Origin of the sequence: Chryseobacterium pennae, assembly GCF_003385515.1 — a bacterium.
GTDB lineage: Bacteria > Bacteroidota > Bacteroidia > Flavobacteriales > Weeksellaceae > Chryseobacterium > Chryseobacterium pennae.
Genome location: NZ_QNVT01000028.1, coordinates 12,498 through 29,969, shown reverse-complemented (window position 1 = coordinate 29,969; position 17,472 = coordinate 12,498). Strand labels below are relative to the sequence as shown.

General features: G+C 36.2%; 13 protein-coding genes. All 13 read left to right on the top strand.

Features of this window, described 5'->3' with window-relative positions:
• Positions 1-2 precede the first annotated feature (2 nt).
• The 13 genes from DRF65_RS22410 (at position 3) to DRF65_RS22350 (ending at position 17,394) form a co-directional block, all read left to right on the top strand.
• Complete coding sequence (locus DRF65_RS22410) at positions 3-833, top strand: hypothetical protein (RefSeq protein ID WP_034870046.1); 831 nt, start codon at positions 3-5, stop codon at positions 831-833.
• Positions 834-835: 2 nt separating this feature from the next.
• Positions 836-2,071 (top strand): membrane protein, encoded by a 1,236-nt coding sequence (locus DRF65_RS22405; protein ID WP_034870045.1) that lies wholly within the window; start codon positions 836-838, stop codon positions 2,069-2,071.
• 41 nt (positions 2,072-2,112) lie between these two features.
• The gene (gene traK, locus DRF65_RS22400; RefSeq protein WP_034870044.1) at positions 2,113-2,727 is read left to right on the top strand and encodes a conjugative transposon protein TraK; all 615 of its coding nucleotides are present in this window, start codon (positions 2,113-2,115) and stop codon (positions 2,725-2,727) included.
• 2 nt (positions 2,728-2,729) lie between these two features.
• The gene (locus DRF65_RS22395; RefSeq protein WP_052114697.1) at positions 2,730-3,083 is read left to right on the top strand and encodes a hypothetical protein; all 354 of its coding nucleotides are present in this window, start codon (positions 2,730-2,732) and stop codon (positions 3,081-3,083) included.
• Between the two features lie 33 nt (positions 3,084-3,116).
• Positions 3,117-4,331, top strand: a complete 1,215-nt coding sequence (traM, locus tag DRF65_RS22390) for a conjugative transposon protein TraM (RefSeq protein WP_115972958.1) — start codon at positions 3,117-3,119, stop codon at positions 4,329-4,331.
• A 4-nt stretch (positions 4,332-4,335) separates the two neighbouring features.
• Positions 4,336-5,205, top strand: a complete 870-nt coding sequence (locus tag DRF65_RS22385; protein WP_034870041.1) for a DUF4138 domain-containing protein — start codon at positions 4,336-4,338, stop codon at positions 5,203-5,205.
• An 11-nt stretch (positions 5,206-5,216) separates the two neighbouring features.
• Positions 5,217-5,570 (top strand): hypothetical protein, encoded by a 354-nt coding sequence (locus DRF65_RS22380; RefSeq protein WP_034870040.1) that lies wholly within the window; start codon positions 5,217-5,219, stop codon positions 5,568-5,570.
• A complete protein-coding gene (locus DRF65_RS22375) occupies positions 5,570-7,576 on the top strand; it encodes a TraM recognition domain-containing protein (protein WP_115972957.1) in 2,007 nt (668 codons plus the stop codon). The genes DRF65_RS22380 and DRF65_RS22375 overlap by 1 nt, the downstream gene beginning before the upstream one ends.
• A gap of 2 nt (positions 7,577-7,578) precedes the next feature.
• On the top strand, positions 7,579-8,463 hold the full coding sequence (locus tag DRF65_RS29195) for a M23 family metallopeptidase (protein WP_115972956.1): 885 nt from the start codon (positions 7,579-7,581) through the stop codon (positions 8,461-8,463).
• Positions 8,464-8,476: 13 nt separating this feature from the next.
• Positions 8,477-9,166: a hypothetical protein gene (locus tag DRF65_RS22365; protein ID WP_115972955.1), complete on the top strand. Its 690-nt coding sequence runs from the start codon at positions 8,477-8,479 to the stop codon at positions 9,164-9,166.
• Positions 9,167-9,223: 57 nt separating this feature from the next.
• The gene (locus DRF65_RS22360) at positions 9,224-11,494 is read left to right on the top strand and encodes a hypothetical protein (protein ID WP_228438889.1); all 2,271 of its coding nucleotides are present in this window, start codon (positions 9,224-9,226) and stop codon (positions 11,492-11,494) included.
• 70 nt (positions 11,495-11,564) lie between these two features.
• Complete coding sequence (locus tag DRF65_RS22355) at positions 11,565-12,245, top strand: hypothetical protein (protein WP_078777615.1); 681 nt, start codon at positions 11,565-11,567, stop codon at positions 12,243-12,245.
• Positions 12,238-17,394 carry an Eco57I restriction-modification methylase domain-containing protein gene (locus tag DRF65_RS22350; RefSeq protein WP_115972954.1) on the top strand — a complete coding sequence of 1,719 codons (5,157 nt, stop codon included), beginning with the start codon at positions 12,238-12,240 and terminating at the stop codon, positions 17,392-17,394. Before DRF65_RS22355 ends, DRF65_RS22350 begins: the two co-directional genes overlap by 8 nt.
• The last annotated feature ends 78 nt before the right edge of the window (positions 17,395-17,472 follow it).

The following is a 17,472-nucleotide window of genomic DNA, read 5'->3' as shown; positions in this document are numbered from 1 at the left end:
CGATGAAATATCAATTCAGAAAATTAATAGGCTTTTCATTCTTGTTTATAACTATGGGAGTTTTTGCACAAGTGAGTGTAAAGCGCCTGAATGATCCGGCCATTGTTGCCCAACATAAAAGAATGGTTTTTGAAAGCTGGGGAGACTGGCGACCTTATCCCAAATATTTTTTAGGGATTCAAACCAATTTTGCTTACGCCACGGTATGGGGGATGTGGGCTCCAAATATCAATAGAGATTATAAGGATGGAGAGGACATAAGACCATTAAAGCCTACAGGAGTACAAAATCAGCGATTTGCTCAATTGAAATACGAGGAAGAAGAGGCTAAAAAAATAAAGGCAGCTTCCGATACCATTTACAAAAGGAGCGTTCAGGATTTTGCCCATTGGACGAGTGTTACTGTAGATGCTGATCCGTTATGGCTCTTGTATTACAAGCGGATGTTAAAGCCAATCACAGAATTTCCTGATACGCCACAAAATTTTATGGAATGGCGGTTGAAAAATCAGGAGGCTTATGAAACACTTCATACTACAGGAACACTAAAAAGGCTTCAGGAGGAACTTGATCTCATTAAAGAGAAATACGCTATGTCCCGATCTATGGATATGCCACGGGGAAAACGCTTTATGATGTACCACGAAACACTCTTACGGTGGAGGAAATTTGTACAGGAATTAAGAAAGCAAAATAACAAGACGACCCTGCTTCTGGATTATAAAAATATTTTGAAAGATCATTCTCCTTCTGCATTGCCTTCGGGCTGGACTCCGTCATCGGACAAGCAGCGTGCTGAGCGTATAATGCAACAATACAAACACCGATATTAAATATGAATAAAAAGCTAACCTTATTTTGTTGTTTACTGGCGATAGTACTCCCAGTAATGGGCTTTGCCCAAACAGACAGTGATTATGGTAATTTACTTCAGTTTTTAAAAGGTGATGGTGCTTTTGAGAAATGGTTTATGGAGGTGTTTACAAAGCTTGATACCAGTGTTCAGGATAGTGCAAATGATGCTGCACTGGTTGGAAAGGCCATAGGCGGATTAGGTGCTTTGATGTACCTGGGGTATATGGGATGGCAAATGGCTGCCGGAGACAGAGAATGGGAAATTATGCCTATGCTAAAACCTGTTTTGATTGGATTTACCCTGATTTACTGGACAGGATTCGTGAATTTGATTCAAGCTCCCTTTGAGGCTATTGCAGAACCGGGAGTCGCCATTTTTAGTGATATAGAATCAGAGGTCAATGACTTAAGAGTAGAAAGGTTCAAAAAGCAACAGCAATTATTGGATGCCGTCATAAAACTCAAAGCCAGTGAAGATGCCAAACAGGAGGTTATTGAGAATACTGGTAAAGATGCAGATGATTCCTGGTTTGATATTAGTGACGGACTGGATAAACTTATCCAGCCTATTAAGGAATGGCAGATCAGAATGCAATTCCAGATGCAAAAATTAGTAGCTGAAGTCATTGAGTTTATATGCCTCTCCATTCTTCGGATTTGTGTCTATCTTATTTTCTTTATTCAGAAGATCTGGGCTTATATACTCATTATTTTAGGACCTATTGCTGTGGGAATGGCTCTTGTTCCGGGATTTGAAAACTCTTTGTACAGCTGGGTTTCTAAATTCATCAACATCAATCTGTACACTTTCGTTGCTTATACCATTATCAATATAGGTCAGCAACTCATTGCTTCCGGTTATACTATGGAAATAGACCGCTACAATACGCTTTTAACAGATGGTACTGTTACCAATTTAGATGCTCTAATGGTCTACATTAATAATTCAGGAATGATCTATAATCAGCTTTTTACATGTGTTGCTTATATCGTTACGGGAATTGGTGTTTTAATGACTCCAACAATTGCTGATACGATTGTAACGGCCGGAGGAGCAGGAGTAATGACTAAAATGAAGAATGCCGCTGGTAAAATGGCAAGTACTGTAAAAACGGCAATACTAGCTGCTAAAACAGGAGGTGTAGCGGCTGCAAAATCTGCTGCGGCAGGCTCTGCATCCGGTAGAGTAAACAGAGCCATGAAAAGTGGAAAATAAATAAAATCCTTAGTGTCTAATTTCTAATTCCTAAAATAAAAATGCTTATCAAAAATATTGAACAAAGAATAAAGATTAACAAGATTGTTTCTCTGGCGAGTATTTTTTTTGCTGTTTTCATTGTTATCGGTGGTTTTTTCTTTGCTTATAAAATCATTGAAGATTCCAGAAAATCCATTTACATACTGGATAATGGCGTTCCGGTTTTGGCCAAACAAACCGATGTTTTGCTCAACAGACCTGTTGAATATAAAGCTCAGATCGAACTTTTTCATAGATTATTTTTCACGTTGGCTCCTGACGATACCTATATCAAGGACAATATTCAGAAATCCCTTTATCTGATTGATGACAGTGGAAAGAAAGAATACACCAACTTAAGGGAAAAAGGTTTCTATAACCAGATTATAGCTTCGAGTTCAATGGTTAGTATCCATACGGATTCGATAACCCTAAATCCGGAGCAAAAGAAATTCGTTTTTTTCGGAAAACAGATGATTACCAGGAAGTCATCCATTATTACCCGAAAATTAATCACAGAGGGTTTCTTTGAAGATCTCATCCGCAGTCCTAACAACCCGCATGGTGTGATCCTGAGAAACTGGCGTATCATCGATAATGAAGACATTTCTAATCAATCTAAAAATTCGTACTAGCCATGAACCCTTTATTTAAACAAACAAGGCGGAAATGCCTGGACTGGATAGTCCATCATCCTAAAAAGTTTTTTACCTATTCGATGGTTTTTCTCTCAGTGTCCTTTGTAGGTTCTCTGATTCAGGGAATTTTCTTTCCCTTGGGGACGGTATTTAAAATTAAACCTCCCACTCTTTATTCCAAAAGTCAGATGCCCCAGAATCCTAATGTAAACAATGAAAAAGAGATGAAAAAGATTGTAGAAGAGCTTGAAATTCTAAAAGTGAAAAGGGACGAGAAACAACTGCAAAGACAGGATAGCTTGAGGATTGAATATTTATTTAACCAATATCAGCAATTAAAAAATGACCGGTAGCACCGGGGCAATTTATCTAAAAATCGAAACTCAATGAAAAAACTGAATTTTAAGGAAAAAAAATATGTGCTGCCTCTTTTGGCTTTGCCATTCCTGCTTCTTTTTGCTTATGTGGGAGCAGGGTTTACCCAAAAGGAGCCGCCTAAGGATAAACCCAAAGAGCTCTCTCTTTCCCTTGGTGAGTCTAAGGATTCTATTATGAGTAAAAATGATGCTTATGATGCATTTTTCAAAAAAGAGGATAACAGAACAATGCTGGAAGGGCTTGACAAAGAGAAGGATAGTTTATTACACTATGAAGACCAGCTATCATTAGCTCAAAAAAGAAAAATAGATTCACTTAAAACCCTATCCAAAAGACAAAACGAGTACGGGTCCAAGGGAAATTCATCCTCTTACTATAATCCCAAACAAGAGCAAAATAACGACAGAGACTATAAAAGGTCTTCGGAGATTATCCGAATGCTGAACGATAAATCCTATGGAAGAGAGGAAAGCAGTAGTCCTATGGAAAGTCCAGGAACAAAACCTCGAAATAATGAGAAGGCTCCTGATCCGGCTAAATATCTGAAACAACAGATGCTGGTGATGGATTCTTTAGAAAAATCAAGAGATCCTGAATACCAAAATAAGCTCATGGCTGAAGAAAAGCTGAAAGCCAGTAAGGAAAAGCTTGAAGAATTCCTTAATTCAACGTTCAATGTCAGCAAATCAGGGATAAACAGTGAGTTCAATGCTTTTTATAGAGAGAGGGAAAACAGTTTTATCAAAGCGGTCATTGACGAAAATAACAAAGGTTATTTAGGAAGCAGAATCCGGCTGAGACTATTAGAGGATATTTTCGTTGGAAATAAAAGACTTGATAAAGGCTCTATACTGTATGGACAAATCTCTGGGTTCTCGATGCAAAGGGTGAACCTTACTATAGTTTCTGCATTCATTAAAAGAGAAATCTATCCTGTCAACTTGTCTATATACGATGTCGATGGAATGAAAGGGCTGTATGTTCCGGAGAGCGTTTTTCGGGATATGATCCGGGAAATGGGAAGTAACTCCGTACAGGGAACGCAGATGGATATGGGCGGACAGGGATTTTTCACCAGTATAGGCTCCAAGTTATTCACCTCCACTTCAAAGTCCATTGCCAATCTAATTAAAACCAATAAAGCCAAATTAAAATATGGCTCACAGGTATTTCTGATAGATGAAAAACAAATGAAAGACTCACAAAACCAACAAAAAAAATAAACAGATGAAAGCTCTATTATATACGTTACTTATTTTCATAGCTCAATTTTTTACTGCACAAACCGCTACAAAGCAGCAGGCTATTTCGGATTTACCGGAAATAGACATTACTGAAGGAATCAGCCTTCATCTAATTTCTCCGGAACCCATCCAATATGTTGATCTCTCAACTCAGCAGCTGACGGGTGATTTACCATTGAGCCATATTGCCAGGGTCAAAATTACAGATAAGTCTAATGTGAGCGATAAAGAGGGAAATAAAAACCTATCTGAACATAGTAACGGTGATCAAATTGGTATTGTCACGGTAGTAGCACAGTCCTTTATTGCCCAATACAAAGCAGTCTACAGGGATTCTGAAACCAGGAGTACTATTACCAATGTCCATATTCAACCGGAGGCAATGCAGCCTATAGAGTTTAATAAAATGGTGTTTTCCAATTTTGAGCTTAGAAAATTTGCGCTGAATATTATTCAGACAAAATCAGAAAAAGATCCGATTCGGGAAGAGAAAAACCTTAGGCTTAAGGTTCAGCTCAATAATGTCTATGTGATGAGTGACTACATTTTCTTGGATATGACTTTTAAAAACAATTCCAATTTAGGCTATGATATTGAAGCTTTGAAATTTTCTGTAGAGGATAAGCAGATTCATAAGGCTACCAATAATCAGAGCATTGAAATGACCCCGATTTTTCAGTTGAATGCTCAAAAATATTTTAGGAAAAATTTCAGGAATATTTATGTGTTCAAAAAATTTACTTATCCAAATTCTAAAGTGATGATGATTCGTATGATAGAAGAGCAGCTTTCCGGAAGAACTCTGGAAATGAAAATCAACTATTCGGATATTTTAAAAGCCGATACTTTTTAATTATCAATATCATGGACAATTTTAAAATTATCGCCATTATAGTTTTTGGGCTCATGCTAATTGCAATTATCTATTGTATAAGCATTTTTGAAAAAAAGCGAAAAGAACTTATAAAAGATTATGAACAATTATTAATCCTTAAAGACTGGTATGAGAAAATACCTGAAGAGGCAAATCGATCATATATTTTAGAAAGGGTTGAAAAAAGAGGACGTCAATTAATTGACCAATTGAATCTGTTAAATACCAATTTTGTTAAAATACATGAAGATCATGAAAAATTACAGCAACAGCAACAGAAGCTGCACAACAAGCTATTGGAGGAACATAAACTACTGAGTGAATACTTTGAAAATTATTCCTAATGCAAGAACAGCAGCATCAGATCAGGATTTACGGATTCCTGCAAAAAGTGGTATATGCCGTAGTTGCGTTGGATTGTGCATCACTATTTTATCTGCACGCAGATATTCCGGTACTCACGAATTTACTTAGGAACTTTTCTAAGATGAGCTTTATTTACCCTCCTGTCAATGCCAAATTTGCGACACTTATTCTGATAGGATTGGTAGCCATCGGTACAAAAGCCAAGAAAAAGAAAGATTTAAATATCGCTGTAGAAATAGTTGTTCCTATGGTACTGGGGCTTGTGATGATGTTCTCTTCTTTGGTTTTGCAAAAAGAAGCCGGAGATTCTTCATTACCTAAAATCTTTCCGGGAATGAATCTTTATCAGGTTGTTTATGCTTTTCTTTCTTTTCTGGGAGCAGTGATCCTTCAGATGGGAGCAGATAGTATTTCTAAACTAATGCAGCAGAAAATGGGAAAAGATAGGTGGAATGTAGAAGAAGAGTCTTTTGATCAAAATCAGGAGCTTGTACAATCTGATACCAGTATCAATATTCCCTATATATTTTGGTATGGAGGTAAAAAGCACGAGGGGTGGATAAATATCGATCCGTTTCGCGGGACAATGGTAATTGGCGTTCCGGGTTCTGGTAAATCTTTTGGCGTGATCAATCCCGCTATCAGGCAGATGATAGCCAAAGGATTTTGTCTTATGATTTATGATTTTAAGTTTCCTGATCTGGGACAGATTGCCTATTACCATTATTTATTAAGTCAAAATAAACTTTCAAAGTCTGGAAAAAATGGAAGCGGAACTTCCGCCTTCCACGTTATTAACCTTAATGAGGTTGAAAAATCAAGAAGGGTAAACCCTTTCAAAAAAGAATATGTAAAAACTCTGGCAGAGGCGCAGGAAATGGCAGAAGCTATGGTATCTTCTCTACAAAAGGGGAGTACCAGTTCCGGAGGAGGATCTGATCAGTTTTTCACCCAATCGGCAATTAATTTCCTTTCCTCCTGTATTTATTTTTTTGCTACCCACGAGAATGGAAAATATTCGGATTTACCTCATATCCTTTCTTTTATGAACAGAAGCTATAAGGAAATTTTCGATACACTTTTTAATCATGAGGAGCTGTATTCTTTATTATCACCCTTTAAATCAGCTTATGAAAACAAAGCTTTTGACCAACTGGAAGGGCAGGTAGGAACACTCAAGATATTTTTGTCAAGACTGGCTACCAAGGAAAGCTTTTGGGTGTTTTCAGGTGATGAAGTGGAGCTGAAAATAACGGATCGGAATAATCCTTCTATTATTATTCTGGCTTCAGATCCGGGGACTCAGGATATTAATTCCGCCTTGTATTCTTCGGTACTAAACAGAACACTACGATTAATAAACTCTAAAAACAATCTACCGGGAGGTATTATTGCTGATGAGTTTCCGACGATTTACATTCATAAAATTGATAATGTCGTTGCCACGGCAAGAAGTAACAGGGTTGTCGTAATGTTAGGTCTTCAGGAACTTCCACAGCTTCGCCAGTTTTACAAGAAGGAAGTGGCGGATACTATTTCTGCTATTGTTGGAAATATTCTTTCTGGCTCTGTAAGAGATAAAAATACACTTGACTGGCTTGAAAAGCTTTTTGGTAAAATAAAACAGAAATCATACTCCCAATCAATCTCTCAGCAAGGAACAACCACCAGTATCAATGAGAAAATGGATTTTATGATTCCCGCAGGAAAAATAGCAGCACTTAAAACCGGGGAAATGGCAGGGATTATTGCTCAAGGGGAAGAAAATAATACCGAAGAATATAAAACTTCTGCGATAAATGGTAAGATCAATTTAAATATGAAAGCCATTAAAGAGGAAGAAAGGCATTATGTCACAATGCCGACTTACTACTCTTTTGTAGATAAAGCAGGAGTTAATCGTAAAGAAGAGGTCCTGATGACCAATTTTAGAAAAATTAATAAAGAAGTGGAATTAATCGTCAGAGAATTAGTAAAAGCATAATTATGATACGTAATAAAATAATAAGTGCCAGGCTTTACAAGATGGTTCTACCTATTTTCCTATTAATAAACAGTCTTATGTCTGCCCAATTCAACACACTCTCACCCTTGCAGCCTAAGAAAACCGAAAGTTCGAAGATAACTGAAACGGCAAAAGAGGATGAGCAGTTAAACAAAAAAAATGGGAAAAACTTTTGGAAAAACATCTTTAATACGACCACAAAAGCGGATTTGAAGAATGAAATCGATTCTTTAAAGATACTGCTGAAAGAATACAGCCATGTAAATAATTCCAGAAGAGAGGTTCAAAGAATAAAAGATTCTTTACTTCTGGTGACTCAGCTTAGGTCTGAGAAAAAAAGAGAGGATTTAAAAAATCAAGCCTCCGGTGCTTTATATGATTTTGTAGAAGAGCCTAAAGAAGTATTATCAAAAATTGTAATGCCTCTGCATAATACGATGAGTATCACATCTCCTTATGGAACGAGGGTACATCCTATTTTCGGTACGAAGAGAATGCATGGAGGCATTGATTTAAAAGCTCATTATGAAAATATTTATGCAGTAATGGATGGAGTTGTAACAGCCAGTGGCTGGGACCCTGGTGGCGGTGGTAACTATATTAAAGTACGGCACTTTAACCGATTTGAAACGGCTTATCTGCACTTATCGGAGAACTATTACAAAGTCGGAGAGCTGGTGAAAGCCGGATTTATCATTGGAAAGAGTGGAAATACCGGAAATTCTACAGGGCCTCATTTACATTTTTCGGTAAAAGAATTCGGACAAAGCATTAACCCTGCTGATTTTCTAAATGATTTAATAAGAGCCAGTAACCTTATGGTAAACCATCCTGATACCAGTACAGCATTATACAAACCCTACTAAATAGATTAAAAAAATGAAAAATAACAATTTACCCACAGATCAGCTGAAGAAATATGGAATTATCGACCAGGACAATACATTTTCCAAAAAATTAAGTCCTGAAGATATTCAGAGGTTTTTACAGGGATATACAATCGTTGCGGACAATGATAAAAGAAGAGCCACTTTTCAGCTCGTTGAGAACAATAGCCGGCTTAATGTCATTTTTTTAGAACGTGATAAAAATCTCTCGGAACTCCTTGAAAACAGTGAAAAGAGAATTGAATACACTGATATAAAAGAAGTCTCAAATAAATTGCCTCCCGGGTTTCCGGGACTTGAAAAGAAAGCTTTTGTCTTTGATGAAGAAACGGGAAAAGTATTTGAGTTTGATTTGATTAGACATGCTACTGAACTTACCGCCATCATTGCAGATAAAAAGGATGCTCAGGAACTTGGTCGCTATAAAAATGAGTTATTAAAGCTCAAGGCATTTATTCAGGATAAGTTAGAGCTAGGATTTCCACCTGAAATAGCAAAAGAGATTTCCCGTGATCTGAATATAGTATCAAGAGAGATAGATATTGTTGATGGAATTTTCCAAAAACAGGAAAAATCGGATGTTCAGTTGAATGTAAACGATCCTGATCTCTACCAGGATGGTAACCAAATGAGAGAAGAAGAGGAGCATGAGCGGGATGAAAAAAGGGGCTTTAGAAGATAGCCCCCCTGTTGATAAACCTAGTATATAGTAGAATCTCAAAGTAAATAAAATTTAAGAATGGATTTATTTGAAGATTATGAGCTTATTCCTGAAGAACTGAAGACCGTATGTGATAAGTGGCAGCAAAAGGCAATGTACGAAGGTCTTGACTATAATGATTGTGCCATTTTTCAGGAAGAATGCGAAGCCATCGGCTATACGTTTGATTACGGGCTGGATGCAGATCCTTTTGACTTACGTGCCATTGATACGGAAGAGCAAAAATTAGAAAAACATACTATCAATAATCAAAAAAATATGGAATTAGTCAATGATTTAAGTTGGTATGATAAGAATATTACTCCGATAACCAGGGCTTATAAAAACTTTGTAAAAGAGATGAAAAATACGTCTCCGGAACAATGGTTTAAGGACGGTGAACGGAAGTTTTCCGGTCAGGAAAAAAAGTTCATTGCCATTTATCAATTTAAGAATAAAGCTAAAATGGCTCATTCTGTAAATACTCATCCTTATTCTATAAATGAATTGATTGGTAATAGTTTTCAGGAAAAATTCAGAAATATGACGGCAAAATATGCGGTAGAAGTTCTAAATAATTATGATGATGATAAAATCCTACAGTTTGTAGATAACAAAAGAAATACAATAGTCAGAATAGATAATCCGTCAGATCGGCACAATTTACTTTTCGATTTATGGGCAAAGGAATTTCAGAATAGGACTGATTTAAGCTCAGGATTAGACAATAGACAGATTGAGGAACGAATGGTTTACCATTACCACAAATACGAAAGAACAGAGAATAACTTTAATATCGAAGTCAATCAACTCATCAAAGATTCACCTGAAAGCCGGAAAAGTACCCGTGATCTTGATTGGGAAGAAAACAATCTTGGATTTGAAGATCTGTTTTTTGAAGAAGATTTTGACGAAAATCTTGTTCCCGCATCCGGTCTTCCCCAAGGATGGATCTGGCGGGAATATGCTGATGGTAGCGGTTCGTTGATAAGCCCGAGTGAAAATAGCTACTACAGCTATGATCTTCAAACTCAGGAATACAGATTACCCGATGGCAGAGGATGGAGAACTCTGAGAGATCATTATGACCATCCACAAACATTATTCGACTTTAGAATCTTTGCGGAACAGAACTTAAAAGAAAAGGCGGCAAAAAATGATCTTTCCCCGAAACTTTCAGAAGAGGAAAAAAAAGATCTGCTCAACTACAGAACCTTTATGAAAGAAAATGAATTCAAACTTGAAAAATTACAGATTACTGAGAATCAAAGAGCAGCTTATGCGCAAAAAACTGAATTTGGAACAACAGACGATGATTATTCTTTGACAAAGCAACAATTGGATCAAATACCTGATGTTCTTGATGGACACCAACTATCGAAGAATGATAAATACGCATTAGTTTTTGGCTTATTGGAAAAGCAGGAATACGGCGAATCTTATGAATTATTAGGAAATGGCGAAATTTTAAAAAACTATCTAAACGAAGATAACTTGCCTTCCTTTAAAATATTAACAATAAATGATATAAAGTTTAACAACCAAAATTCTAACATTATGGAAACAACAAAAGAATTTAATCAGGTACAATACCTAAAAGACCAGATGAAATACCTTGGTTTTGGAGAAGATGAAAAGCTTCACAAAGATTTGGAAAAAGGAATTAAATCAAAGAAAAATGAATTTGAAATTAAATCCTCTTCCGATAAGGCTCTGCCCGGAAATAAAGTAGATTTTATTTTGAAATTCAATAAAACTCAAAGTGGTGGTGTTTTTCTTAATTCTTATCACGCAAAATTAACAAATGATAAAAATGAAGAGATGTCCCATAATTTTCCGGTAAACCGGGAAAATACTTTTACCGCCAAGGAAGCTGTAAACCTTCTGGAAGGGCGCAGTGTGAAAATAGAGTTTCTTAATCCCAAGACTGACCAAAAGGAGCCTGCCTTTGTGAGGTTCGATTTTAGTGAACCAAAAACTGAAAAAGGAAATTACAAATTCCAGAATTTTTATAAAAACTATGGTATTGATACTGCTGAGATTGTCGAAAAATCCAACTTGGTATTTGATAAACCTGAGTATAAAGACAGCACCATCAAATCTCTGGAAAAAGGGAATATAGTCAAGGTAAAGATCAAAGAGAATGAACAGATGGTTGAAGCAAAGGCGGTTTTAAACCCCCAATACAAGAATTTAAACCTTTATGATCAGGATATGACCAGGATCAATACCAATAAACCTTTGCAGGGGATGGAAGATGAGAGAGGACATGATAAAGCCAATGTAAAGGAGCAAAGCATTAAACGATAAAATCAGACCTGTCCATTATCTTAAAAGCGGTAAGTCTGATGATTTACCGCTTTTTTTTAAATCTCTTAATATGAAAATAAATTTAATACTTCCATACCTGCTTTTCCTTTTCATCGCCAGTTCTTGTCATAAAGAAGTTAAATCCGATAAGGGAGGAATTGATATTATATCGAACGTCTATTTTGATGCGTCCAAAGGGCTAAGTAAAATGCAGAGTTTTCATGTATCAAAACTAAATTATTCTAAAAATGAGCTTATAGAAGAGGTTCCTGATCTTTCATTTCCTGAAATGAGTAAAGAAATGTATTATATCAGGGATTCACTCTGTTATCCCCTTAATCTCGTGGAACGTAATCTCATCTTTTCTGACCTTTCTAAGAAGAGGCGGCCTTTTCTGGTTTGGAACAAGAAAGAGGGGGCTGTGTTTTCAAAAGAGTGGATTCCTAACTATAGGAACAGAAGAAATCTATCTGATACGATCTTATTTCAGAAGAAGTACAAGCGCTTTGAGATTAATTCTCCCTGGACTTATACAAGATTTTATATCTATCCAACAGACACAATTTTACCGTATTCACTATACGAGCACGCAGAAATGGATTATCACGGGAGGTTGGAGCGTATCGACTCCTATAATAAGAAGGACGACGTATTTGTGACCCTTCAATTATTACCCAGAAAGAACTGGGATGCTGGTGCCAAAGAACTATTTGAATTTAATCATTTTGTAAAAAGCCGAGAAAGTGAGTGAAAATAGCTTAGCATATAAAGATGATGATATTTCCGTAATAGAAGGAAATAAGGACGAACTTATTGTTTTTAACAATATTAAGGATAAACATTCTTTTTTAGAACTTCTGAAATTAAATAATCAGAATAATAACAGAACTCTTGTTGCGCTTCATTCCGGAGAAAATACCAAAAAGTTTATTGGCAGGTATCAGAACTATACTGGTAAAATATTTCTTTGTCTGGATGGAGACAGAGCGGGAAATATGATGACCCTTAAAATTCTTACAGACATGAATGGGAAGAATATAAAGGATATCCGTCCATTATATGGAATCTCAGAAAACGGGAATCAAAATTTAAGTGAATATTTAGAAAACAAACTAGGAGTTCAAAAGAAAAATACTATTTTAGTCGAACAAAGAAAATCACAAGATGGATACATTAATACTAGATCAAACGGAATTTCCGACACTCAGCACTTGGGAACCGAATCTTCTGAACGAAGTTCTGGAAAATCTATCCCAAACAGCCAATCCGAGCAAAACGGAAATAACCAAGGAGGACAAACTATGGGCAGCAACCATGTTGGAAATGGACTTGCAGGCACAGGGGGGAGCGATTTGGGAAACGCCGCAAGAGAAAGACCCTCTTCTGGAGCACAACCGCAAAATGATGAAGAAGATGAAGGAAGAAAACATTCCGTGGGCGGAATCATATCCGGGAGAACTTTATCCGACAGAACAGGATCAGAATTAAATACATCCCATAAAAATAATGAGGATGTAGCCATTCTTATTTCAAAATACAAAGGTCAGAAAGTTAATAATGAGCAGGTTGCAGAAATTGTTTCTGCAACCTGCTTTGTTTCAAAGGATCGAAAAATTATTCTAAATGAAAATTTTAATCTTACGGATGATCTGAAAGATGTCTGTGGACGGTTCAAAAGTGGCGGTACAGCAAAAGAAGGTAGAGGAATATTAGATGAATACTACACTGATTCAAAGATTGTAGATGCTATTCATAATTTAATCAAAGATCAGTTTAAAAACCGACAGGAAATTTCGGTATTAGAGCCCAGTGTAGGAACAGGAAACTTTCTCTATGCTGCAAAAGAATTGGGAGTAAAGACAAATATTACAGCCTTTGAAATTAATGAAACCACTGCAAAAATTGCAAAAATCTTTCATCCAGAAGTTGATATCCATCTCCGCTCCTTTGAAACGGAATTTATTGATGAAAAGGGTAATAAAAAGGAATTCTCTGAAAAATATGATTTGGTTATTGGTAATCCACCCTACGGGGAACATCGGGGACTTTACAAAGGGTTGGGAGAAGAACCGAAAATCTCAAAATATGAAGATTATTTCGTTAAACGTTCTTTAGATTTTTTAAAACCAGATGGTATTTTGGCAATGGTGCTTCCGTCTGGTTGGCTAAACAGGCAAAGCCAGTTAAAAAATGCGCAGTTAATAGAGGGATTCCGTTTGCCTAGTGGAGTTTTTGCCGGAACGGGTATTGGTACGGATATTATTATTCTAAAAAAGGATTCGCAGAAAATTTCCAGAGATATTTCGGATTATTTTGAAATTAATCCTGAAAAAATTCTGGGCGAAACCCGTGAAAAAACCAATCGTTTTGGGCGAAAAGAAAACTATGTTCATGGAAATTTAGAGGATGCTTTATTAAAAATAGAGCGGCTGCGGGGTAAAAAGGAAGTCGAAAGAATCGGAAATCTTTTTGAAGATTTATTTTTCGAAGCTGAAGAACCTAAGATCATCTTAAAAAATAAGGATTCGGAGGACAAATCGGAAAGTATTACAGATACTGAGCCAGATGAAGTAAACCTTACTGAAACCCATGAAAAAGTTGAACAAGTACTTTTGGCTCTTAATGCTGTAAAATTTAAATCTCCTGCTATTACAAAGGAGATTGATAAGTACAAGGAACTTCAATCCCAAATTACCAGTGAACCTCAGAAGTTCGATCAAAATCGAATTGATGATATTCTTCAGAGAGCGGATAAGATTATTCAGTCTTATAGTGGAAAAAATACGGAGTATAGAATTCAGACCCAGGTAGAGCTTAAAAAAGGAGTTCTAAAATACCAATTCCTTAAATCTGATGATATTGTAAATACTTCGCTCCAAAACAGCTCTGAGCTTTCTAAGCAGCAGATTGAGGCATTTCAGGATACTTCTTATGACGGGACTCTACATAATCATGAAAAGCACTCTCAATTTGCCAACTATATTGGAGGAAAATGGGTGCATGACTTTTACTATGCTGAAGGGAATATTTATGCTAAGCTCCAACAGTTAGAAAAAGATAAAGATGTTATCGACTCCGGCACTGCCGGTCAATATGAAAAACAAAAGGTCTTATTAGAAAGTGTTTTGCCTAGGACTAAATTACTGGATGAGATCTTTATCAGTCCGAATCATGAGTTTATACATCAATTTGATTTGGGTTATGTAGAAAAAGATCAGTGGAATTCTAAGACAAGACAAACAGAGCCGGCAATGGTGTCATACAATCTTGCTGAAAAGTTTAAAGATTTTGTCGGAACGTTATCCAGTGAAGCTTTTGCTGGTTCTTCAGCATGGGAAGTCCGAAGCTTTGTGGACAATGAGACCGTTACAGGAAGTGATAAAGAAAGAAATGCTTTAGTTCGTGAAAGGAGAAAAGCTGCTGCCAATGATTTGTTTTATAAATTTTTAAGGGAAGAATTATCAGATGAATTAAGGGAGCGCTTTGTAAAAGACTTTAACAGAAACTATAATAATATCCATGTTCCGGACTATTCCAAATTTCCGTTATTTTCTAAAATCCATAAGAATTTTAAAGGACGAGAACTGAAATTAACTGAAGTTCAGAAAGCAGGAATCGGAAGACAAACCACAAAAGGTGTTGGATTATTGGCTCACGAGGTTGGTTTTGGAAAAACCTTATCAGGAATACTGTCCATGCATGAGGCGGTGGAACGTGGAAATGCAAAAAGACCACTTATTGTTGTTCCCAATGAGAGTATTCTTAAACAATGGGTGGAGACGATCTTTGAAACAATTCCTAATGCTAAAGTAAATGTACTGGGGAATCTTGGTAAAGATTACGACCTCTCAAAGTTTGATAATAAGGACGGAGAAATTACCATAGTTACCTACGAAGGCTTTAATAATATTGGTTTTTCCGAGAATATTACCCAGGAACTGGCTTCTAAATTTTCTTACATTTCAGAAAGTGAGCTGAAAAGTGTGAATGCCATCAGTGAAAGGGATTTTCAGAAGGAGTTAGAAAAAGAAAAAGAGGTGGAAGGAAAGATGAAACGTGGCAAAATCTATGACTGGGAAGATTTTGGATTTGATCACCTTACTTATGATGAAGTACACAATGCCAATCACATTGTAGGAAAGGTTAGAGTTGAAGACCGTAGATTTGCTTCGGATTTCAGGAGCCAGAACCAGCAGACATCAAAACTGGGAATTAATACGTGGATGGCTGCGCAGTACATTCAGGATAAAAATAATGGTAGAAACATAACGCTGCTTTCGGCTACACCTTTCACCAATAAACCTCTGGAATATTATTCAATTTTATCCCTGATCGCTAATAAACGTCTCGAAGAGTCTGGTTATTTCAATGTCAATAATTTCTTTGAAACCTTTATGGAAGCGGATAATGATATGGAGATCGATGCCAGAGGAGATGTGAAATTCAAAGCCAATGTTCGAAGGTTTAAAAACAATTCTCTTTTTCAGCAGCTGTTGTCTGAATTTATTGACATCAAAGGAGAAGAAGATAATCCTGAGCTGAAACGACCTAACAAAATCAATAAAGAATATAAAACTGAGCAAAATGATCTGACGAAAGAGCAGTATGATTTGCTCAACGAGAGTTTTAGCGAAACTGAGAAAGGAGCAATCCTGACTCATATTCTCAATGCCCGATTGATTGCTATTTCTCCATATCTTTCAATTTATTATGATGGAGAAGTGCCTACTTTAAAGGAATTTATAGATAATTCTCCGAAGCTGAAGCAGACAATGGATCTGATCCGTCAGAATAAGAAAGATATTCCTGACTTAGGGCAAATTATTTATTCAGAATTAGCTGTTGCAGAATTTCCAAAGCTGAAAGAATATCTGGTACAGGAAGTAGACTATAAGCCCGAAGAAATTGGAATTATTACCGGAGCGACAAGTAAACCTAACAGGCTAAAGATTCAGGATGATTTTAATTCCGGGAAAATAAAAGTAATTATCGGTAGTGAAGCGATTCAGGAAGGGATGAACCTTCAGGAAAACACAACGGATGTGTATATACTTTCTCTTCCCTATAATTTTACAGCTCTACGGCAGGTGGAAGGGCGTGCGTGGCGACAGGGAAACAAAAATGAAAATGTAAGAATCAATTTTATGCTAACCAATGATAGCATTGATGTTTTCATGCTCCAAAAGCTACAGTCCAAGCAAGCCAGATATTTAGAAGCTATGAAGAAAGGGGCGGATGTTTTGGATATATCGGACATCAGTACCCAGGAATTAAAAACCGCTATTATTACCAATCCGGAAACAAGAGCTAGTATTGAATTTGAGCTTATGAAAAAGCGAATTGAAAATGAAAAAGACCGATTCAATGCTGATAGAGCCTTTGTATTGAGGAAATATGAAGATTTTATCAAAGTTCAAGAGGATGTAACCAAGGCGCAGCATAATTATAACAGAATATTGGGATATTCTAAAGAAGAAGGAGAAAATGCAGAATATTGGAAAAACCAGCTTTCATCTTATCAGAAAACAATTGATCTTACAAAATTAGAAGTTCAAAAAACAATTCAATATTTAGCAGAAAAGGGGGTGAATGTTACAGAAATTGAGGATCAGACAAAAGCTACTGAAGAAAAAATTACAGAATTGGATGAAAAACTGGAAGAGCTTCCTGAAATAAAAGAGAAATTAATAAAACAATATCAAAGAGAAAAGGAGGAAAGTCTGAATCAAAACAAAAATTTGGATTTTATTAAAGAGAGAGGTGATGAAAATAGGATTTTATATAAAAGTTCAGTAGAATCTATCAATAACGTGGAATTCAAAAATAAAGTAAATATAATATTAAATCAAGAAGAAAATATGAGTGTGGATAATGTAATAACTGTAATTAGAAAAAGATAAGTTAATTTATTTTATTTTTGAAAATGACCTTCTCCCGAAAATCTATGCAACAACGTATCAATTTAACTTTCCGCTTGA